The following is a 7527-nucleotide window of genomic DNA, read 5'->3' on the forward strand; positions in this document are numbered from 1 at the left end:
GATTGGAGCGGAAGGCGCGAAGACTCCTGCGGGAGTACGGAGCAGGGGAGACCCCGCAGGCAGCTAAAGCGCCGAGGAGGCTCCCCGCTACGCCCGCGGAAAGCGAAGCGCCTGGAGCGCAAATCAACAAACAAATTAACAAAGACATAAAAAAGACTGCCGGCAAACCCAAGTTTTTCGGATTTGTCGACAGTCTGAGGGACAGGTTAACTGTCCCGTTTTTGTTTACTTATTATGACTCTTTTGGGCCTTTAATGCGACTTTTTCAAAGCCATTTCCTCTTTCTTCCGCAAATTCCAAATCGGCTTTTGGCAGAGCCGTATTATGTTTTCTAAATTGTTTATTCTTATTTTTAGCCATTTTTTCACCACCCATTAGTTATTCCTTTAAGGCTGCAACTATTTCAGCACCCCACGATTTTAGTTTGCATTCTTTTTTTGAGGCTATGCTAGTTGAATTTCATTCGTCTCTTTCAAAAAAAGAAGCCCTCTAAGTTATGAAGGCTTCCTTGAAGTATAAAATGGTTTAATGGACCCGGATAATTTCGTAAATATATTCATCGTGGTGAACCCTGGTATGTTTTGATTCTAATCGTTCGAATTCGTGGATTTCATCCATTGGCTCGCCAAGCAACCAGTTTTTGAGTTCAAACAAAAAATCAGTAAGCATCATGATTCCTCCCTGGAATGGGTTATTGGATTCCTTATAAACCTATTATACATGTGAATCACTTCACATAAAAGCGGTTACACAATAGGCGAAATAGCAAAATTATACAGAAAAATAAGAGAGTTTGTCTCAATGAGGGCAGAAAGGTGAGGATAGGTGCCTTTACTTTTTTTGAATTTTTCATTGGAGTCTTTCTTCAAATGACATGGATGGCAAAACCTTCTCGGACAACTAAAATCACCTACTATTTACTAATCCATCCGCAAGACAAAACTTGAAATAATCATAATAAATTTGGAGAGAGTAAATAAGAGGTGATTCGTTTGAGTTCATTGAGTAAGAATTTAGATTTACATGCACAAGGAAATTGGCTGCCGATCAGTGTAGGCTTGCTATTGTTTTTATATGCTCTTTTTATGCCCAAAAAAGAGATCGGTTGGAGAGATCTTTATATTACATTTGGAGTCATTGGTTATTTTGCTTGGATTGGTGATTCCTTATTTGCAAAAATGTTCGACCTTGTTGATTTTGGTAACCCAAATATCACGGGAATAGGAGAGTTTATAAGTTACAGCTTAATTCCTTCATCTCTTTCCGTTATTTTTTTAAACTATTTTAAGAAAACAAATAAATGGATACTAGTCATTATATTTACCATAATTGCTACTCTAGTGGAATGGGGAATGCGAAAAGTGGGTTATATCAAGCCACACGGCTGGAGCTTTTTCTTTTCAATACCGTTGTATTTTGTTGTATTTAGCTTTTTCCTCCCAGTACACAAGAAATTTATTAATTGCAAATCCTAATTTAGGAATATTCCTCCAAAAAGAGGAGCCTATCTACAAACGGGGGACAATAAGTGCAACAATGAAAAAACGCTCAGTGTGGAAATCTCTGAGCATTTTTTCATTGTATGTTTTTTAGGTCTACACGATGGTGCCTGACACCATTACCATCACAGGCACTATCATTACACGAAAAACCACGTTACCCCAGATAAACCAAGTCTTTCAGCTCATCCGTCGATAACTCGGTGATCCAGTTCTCACTTTGGATAATCTGGTCATTCAAGAATTGCTTCTTCTCTAGCATCGCATCGATTTTCTCCTCGAGGGTACCCGTGCAGATCATCTTGTGCACATGAACGAAGCGCGATTGACCGATCCGGTAGGCACGGTCGGTGGCCTGGTTCTCCACAGCCGGATTCCACCAGCGGTCGTAGTGGATAACGTGATTGGCCGCCGTCAGATTCAGCCCGGTTCCGCCTGCTTTCAATGACAGCAGGAACACCGGAAACTCCTGATTCTGGAATCGCTCAATCATCTCGTCACGCTTCACTTTCGGCACACTTCCATTCAAGAACGGGACCTCAATGCCAAACTTCTTCTTCAATGTACTCCGAATCATTTCACCCATTTCGATATATTGGGTGAATATCAGACAGCTTTCGCCCTGCTCCAAAACGGCATCAATTAATTCAACAAGTTTCTCAAGCTTATTTGAACGCTCCAGCAGCTCGCGCCCAGCCGATTTTTCTTTCAGATAGAGGGCAGGGTGGTTGCACAACTGCTTCAATCTACTTAACATTTGTAAAATTAACCCCTTGCGCTCAAATCCTGACAGTTTTTCAATTTCCGCAAACGTGTCATGGATGAGCTGTTCGTACAACGAAGCCTGCTCAGCGGTGAGCGGGCAATATTCCTTTTGCTCCAGCTTGTCAGGGAGGTTAAGGGCAACCTCTTCATCCTTTTTCGTGCGACGCAGCAAGAATGGCCGGATCAAAGCTTGCAGCTGCTGAACCTTGTCTTTCTTCTCATCTTTTTCAATCGGAATCACGAACTTTTTCTGGAATTGCCCCAAACTGCCAAGATAGCCATGATTGGTAAAATCAAAGATCGACCACAGCTCCGATAGGCGGTTTTCCATCGGTGTTCCTGTCAGCGCGATGTGATGACGTCCGCGCAGTTTGCGAACCGCCTTCGATTGCTTAGTCTGGGCATTCTTAATGTTTTGCGCCTCATCAATCGCTATCGAGCTCCAAATCAGCGACTCAAACTCCGCCAAATCGATATGGCTCAGCCCATACGAAGTTAAAACAATATCGGCATCTTTTGCCTTCTCCGCAAAAGCTTCCTCTTTCAGACGGTTGGACCCGTAATGCAAATACACCTTCATTTCCGGTGCAAAGCGCTCCAGCTCCTTCTGCCAGTTTCCAAGCACAGAAGTTGGGCAAATAATCAACGCAGCCTTGGTTGGAACTTTAACTACAGCCGCATCCTCATCCTTCTTACGGCGTTTTTTCGCCTCAGTTTGGGTGTCAGGCACCACAGCCAATTCATCCCCGACCACATCTTTCACCTTCAAAAGGTAAGAGATCAGCTGGACGGTTTTACCGAGACCCATGTCATCGGCGAGGCAGGCGCCAAATCCGTACTGGCGCAAGAACCAGAGCCAACTCATGCCGAGCTGCTGGTAAGGACGGAGCTCACCCTGCAAACCAGAAGGCACGTCCTCGAGCGGAATTTCGTGGACTTCCGCCAGCTGTTTGATCATTTGCTTCCATTGCCGGTTCAACTCAATTTGAATTTTCGCAAATGCCTTTGGATTATCCAGTTCATCCTCAGTCGCATCCGACTCCAACAATTCCTGTTCCAGCAAATCACGGACATGCAGGCCTTCTTTTTCAGCACGTTTCATCATATCTTGTATTTGTCGAATAAACTGCGGGTCAAGCTTCACCCAACGGCCGCGGATGAAGACCAGCCGCCTTTTTTCCTCGACAAGTTTCCCAAACTCATCTTCGGACAAGTCGACACCATTCATCGAAAAGCGCCAGTTAAAATCAAGCATAGCCTGAAGCCCGACGAATGACGGCCGGTGACTCGAGCCACCCTTCAGCGATGCCTTCACTTTCAGATTGGCATTTTTCATCGCCTGCCACCAGGAAGGGAGGAGGATTTCGACATCCAATGCCACCAGCGTCTCACTCGCCTCCGTCAAAAACATCCATGCTTCTTCCTCGCTCAGATGCGTTTTGAAATAACCGTCTTCACCCAACCACGGAATCAATCGCACCCAGCGCTCCCGCTCGCGGTCAACTTTTTCTAAAAATGGACGCCACTTCGCTGGGATCTTGGTGGTCCCATCCACATCATAAACCTCATCGACGTTTTTCTTTCCTCGTATAAATAGATCCAGACTCCACGCACCTTCGCCATCAACCGGCTCATCTAAGCGCAGCCCAATCGTAAACGGTGTGTCGCTTTCCTTAATTCCGACCCATTCCAGCCAGCTTTCTTCATCAAAATAGCGAGCGAGCTCGCCGCCGGAAATATTTTGCTTCCGGAGCAAATCAAGCTTCGGCCCGAATAACTCCTTCATTGCTGAATTCCGCGTTAAATAGCCATCGAGGGCATCATTGTACAAGTCTGAGATATAGTTTTTGGTCGTCCCAAGCTCATGGCCTATCAGTTCGTCGACGGCTGGCTCGGGCTCCTCAATCCTTTGTTCCCAAAACGACGGGTCAAACTCATCCTTCACGCGTTCAGGAAGCTTCCAACGGAAATCCCCGTGCTCCCAGACCGAAAAGTCTGGCAGCCAATCCTTCTCGACGATGCCTTCATACAGCGAATGGGCGGCCGCCAGACAAATCTCAGATTGCTCATTCCAATCCCATTCGATATAGCGATTAAACGACTCCTTGGCAAAAAGTGAAACCAGATGCCAGCCGCCCACCACCACACCCTCGACTTCGTTCACCGTCTCTGTCTCAAGGAGCGTACCAAAGAAGCTTTCCTCATGACTGCTGAAAACGAGATTCTTCCATCTAGAGGGACTCATCACATGACCCCGTTCATCCTCCGCAGTAAGAAGAAAGCGACCTTCCCCTAATTTAGTTGTCAGCAATTTCATAAACCTTGTTTTAAGCATCGATCCAAAACTCCTTTATTGGGGGAGAGAACAAAGTTAGATGGAAATCTCCAAAAATGCATAATTTCACAAACATCAAAGCTATTTACCAGTTGTAAATTTCCAGAAAATGTCTAATTGCACAAAACCCCTTAAAAATGGCACAAAAGCCCCCTGAAATGGCACAAAACCTTATTAAAATGGCACAATACCCATCCAAAATAGCCAAACAAATTTCCCCTAAAAATAAACAAGCCACAATACCAGTCTACCTAGCTAATCCTAACCAAATGTCCGCTCCGTATGGACAAAATAACTAAAGTGTCCACGAGCGGTGCCTGACACCAAAAATGACACCAAAAATAACACCAAAAAAACACTAAAATACATCATATTAACTCCAAAAAATCTCATAAATGAAATCTAAATTACTCCATAAAAATCCATATCCTCTATTATACCCAAAAAAGTGTGGTTAGAGGAGGGCGAGGCTTGAAGTTCTTCCGTAAGTAGTATATTCGTACGTGGTTTATTGTTAAAAAAGGTAACTAAAAAGTAGTCCCGGGCAAGAGATCCAGCCATTAATAAGTGCTGATTCTCCATAATCGGAAAGACAATGACCTGAGAAAGGAAAGCCCTTAGTCGGATCATAAAACGAATAAATTGGCATATAATTGATGGCAAAATCTAGTTTCATCTGGGCCCACCAATGGAAGCTTCAGCTATGATTTTTTATTGTATCTTTTAAGGACATAAAACGAGGAGATCGTATATGGGAAAGAAGAATCTAATTATAATGCTATTAATATTTTTACTTTTGTTGTTAACCTCATGCAGCCAAGGGAATAATCCGAAAACGAGTGGTGACCCACAACCGGATCCAGCAACTGAAAATCCAAACGATAAACCCGCTGATAAACCCGCCGATAAGCCCGAACCCAAGCCCGATGCCGATGAAAAACCTGACACCACCCCCGGCGTAAAACCCGCCGAACAACCCGACAACAATAGCAGCCCTAACAATCCAAGTCCATCCAGTAATCCCTACGAAATAACAAAAACAAACTACACAGAAAACAACATCAAAATAAACTATCCCCAACTCACGAAATCAAGCGATCATCAAAATGAGAAAACCATTAATCAACTTATAAAAAAAGAAGCCATCAAAGTACTAAACTACTACCTGCCCGATCTTCAAGACCTAACCCTCGAAATCAATTATGGAATCAAATCCAAAAGTCCCAGCCTGCTGAGCATCCAGTACATAGGCGTGGGGTACATGAACGGTGCAGCCCATCCCAATAATCATTACTATACAACCAATATCGACATCGAAACGGGAACGATTCTAAAATTAAAAGACATGATCAATATCGATGAAAACTTTGTAGATAATCTCAAGCAAAAGGCCAAATCCATGAAGCCTGAACACCAAGGCATCCTTAGCAGCATACACCCAAGCGACCTACTAAACATGCTCACAAACGCCGATTCACTCGACAATATCGGTACCGAAAATCAGTCCGACACATTTAGTTATTTCACCAGCGACGCCCTCGGAATTAGCATTCCAGTCAGCCATGCAGAAGGGGACCATGCAGAATTTGAGATCACCTATCAGGCCATAGCCCAAAACATACATTCGTTATTGTTACTTAGCCTGCTTCAACAGTAATATCCGCTATTAAATTTGCAACCGCCCTAGTAAAAAACAAAAGGTGCCAGTATCAACCTAACGGGTTCCGATTCAGGGGTCAAAAAAGTAAATCACCAAAAGATTTAAGTGTAAATTCTTTATAATAAACTTTTTAATAATTTCTTTGTTTCTAAATAGAAAGAATCCCTATACAGCTTATAACTGGGTTGTGAGTTCAACAGCATTTTTGAAGGAAGCAAATCCAGTAAACTCCGAAGATCGGTTTCTTTCTCCTTTTTTAATTCGTTCTGGTGTAGAACTTCCAGATTTTCAAAGAACTCACTTAAAGTTTTTAAATGATTTCCAACTTCCATTTGATCATATGAAAATGGCTGCCCCTCCTTTTCCCATTCTTTTAGGGTCCCAACTATAGTTGAAACATACAGGTAGCCTTTGTTCATCTTTTTGATTTCCATTCGATACATAGAAAGAATAGATTTATGTTTTTTGCTAAAAGGATTGAATTTTAAGCTTTTGGATGCCATATTTAACGCATCCTTTGTATTATGTAACTCCTGTGAAAAAAGATTTATTTTGTCCTCCATCACTTTTGCTTTTTCACTTCCCCATTCTAATTGGATCCAATGGGAGAGTTCTAAAAGTATTTCAGACAGCTGACGAGTTAATTTTTCAAAAGATGTAGCTGCTTTCTTTGTAAAGTCTGGCGGGAATAAAAACATGTGAATCAATACAGCGATTACTGCTCCAATAATCGTGTCGACTATCCGATCTAGGGCATAATCCTTGGATTTTCGTTCAAACGTAAAGATTAATACAATGGTGAGGGCTACTTGATGTAAAACCGTTTCATCTAGTCTTAACCACTTTGCAATGAAGGTCGCGCCTAACATTATTAGACCCAATATCCAACCATTCATGTCTAAGTGACTCACAAGAAAAGCCGTTAAAATGATACCAATAATAGTTCCCACAATACGGTGAAAAGAATATCGAATCGACTGATCAATGGTAGTTTGCAAACATAAAACAACAGAAAGCGGTGCTAAATAGGGGTGATCAGAGCCCACTAATTTTGCTAATTCCCAAGAAAAAGCCGATCCAATAGCCATTTGAACTGTAACCTATAAAATGGACAGTCTAAAAAAGACCATGTTTAAGCTGCTATTAGATGACTCCGGTATTGGACCGGAGTCATTTTATTTAGGCCCCATTGATAACGATCATTGTTATATTCTTCAATATAATTTCCTATCAAATCTTGTAATTCCTCAAAGCTATGACATTCTGAA

Annotated in this window: 8 protein-coding genes; 2 read left to right on the top strand and 6 right to left on the bottom strand. The window is 42.4% G+C overall.

Annotated elements, in window-relative coordinates:
* Positions 1–225: 225 nt before the first annotated feature.
* Both J7E66_RS32515 and J7E66_RS30810 read right to left on the bottom strand, forming a co-directional pair.
* A complete protein-coding gene (locus J7E66_RS32515; protein ID WP_285289272.1) occupies positions 226–360 on the bottom strand; it encodes a hypothetical protein in 135 nt (44 codons plus the stop codon).
* Positions 361–525: 165 nt separating this feature from the next.
* A complete protein-coding gene (locus J7E66_RS30810) occupies positions 526–669 on the bottom strand; it encodes a hypothetical protein (RefSeq protein ID WP_215007714.1) in 144 nt (47 codons plus the stop codon).
* A gap of 323 nt (positions 670–992) precedes the next feature.
* Between J7E66_RS30810 and J7E66_RS30815 the strand changes: the two genes are divergently transcribed.
* Positions 993–1475 (top strand): hypothetical protein, encoded by a 483-nt coding sequence (locus J7E66_RS30815; RefSeq protein WP_215007718.1) that lies wholly within the window; start codon positions 993–995, stop codon positions 1473–1475.
* Positions 1476–1656: 181 nt separating this feature from the next.
* On the opposite strand, the gene J7E66_RS30820 is transcribed toward J7E66_RS30815, so the two are convergent.
* The gene (locus J7E66_RS30820; RefSeq protein WP_215007721.1) at positions 1657–4599 is read right to left on the bottom strand and encodes a DEAD/DEAH box helicase; all 2943 of its coding nucleotides are present in this window, start codon (positions 4597–4599) and stop codon (positions 1657–1659) included.
* A 514-nt stretch (positions 4600–5113) separates the two neighbouring features.
* The gene (locus tag J7E66_RS30825) at positions 5114–5275 is read right to left on the bottom strand and encodes a hypothetical protein (protein ID WP_215007724.1); all 162 of its coding nucleotides are present in this window, start codon (positions 5273–5275) and stop codon (positions 5114–5116) included.
* A 75-nt stretch (positions 5276–5350) separates the two neighbouring features.
* Between J7E66_RS30825 and J7E66_RS30830 the strand changes: the two genes are divergently transcribed.
* Positions 5351–6256: a DUF4163 domain-containing protein gene (locus tag J7E66_RS30830; protein ID WP_215007728.1), complete on the top strand. Its 906-nt coding sequence runs from the start codon at positions 5351–5353 to the stop codon at positions 6254–6256.
* Between the two features lie 119 nt (positions 6257–6375).
* Here the strand turns inward: J7E66_RS30830 and J7E66_RS30835 are convergent, their stop codons facing one another.
* Together J7E66_RS30835 and J7E66_RS30840 are read right to left on the bottom strand one after the other, a co-directional pair.
* Complete coding sequence (locus J7E66_RS30835) at positions 6376–7347, bottom strand: FUSC family protein (RefSeq protein ID WP_215007731.1); 972 nt, start codon at positions 7345–7347, stop codon at positions 6376–6378.
* Positions 7348–7391: 44 nt separating this feature from the next.
* Positions 7392–7527 (bottom strand): IS3 family transposase (locus J7E66_RS30840; RefSeq protein WP_215007734.1); only part of this gene is annotated, 136 nt, incomplete at its 5' end.

It is taken from the genome of Bacillus sp. ISL-7, from assembly GCF_018613065.1.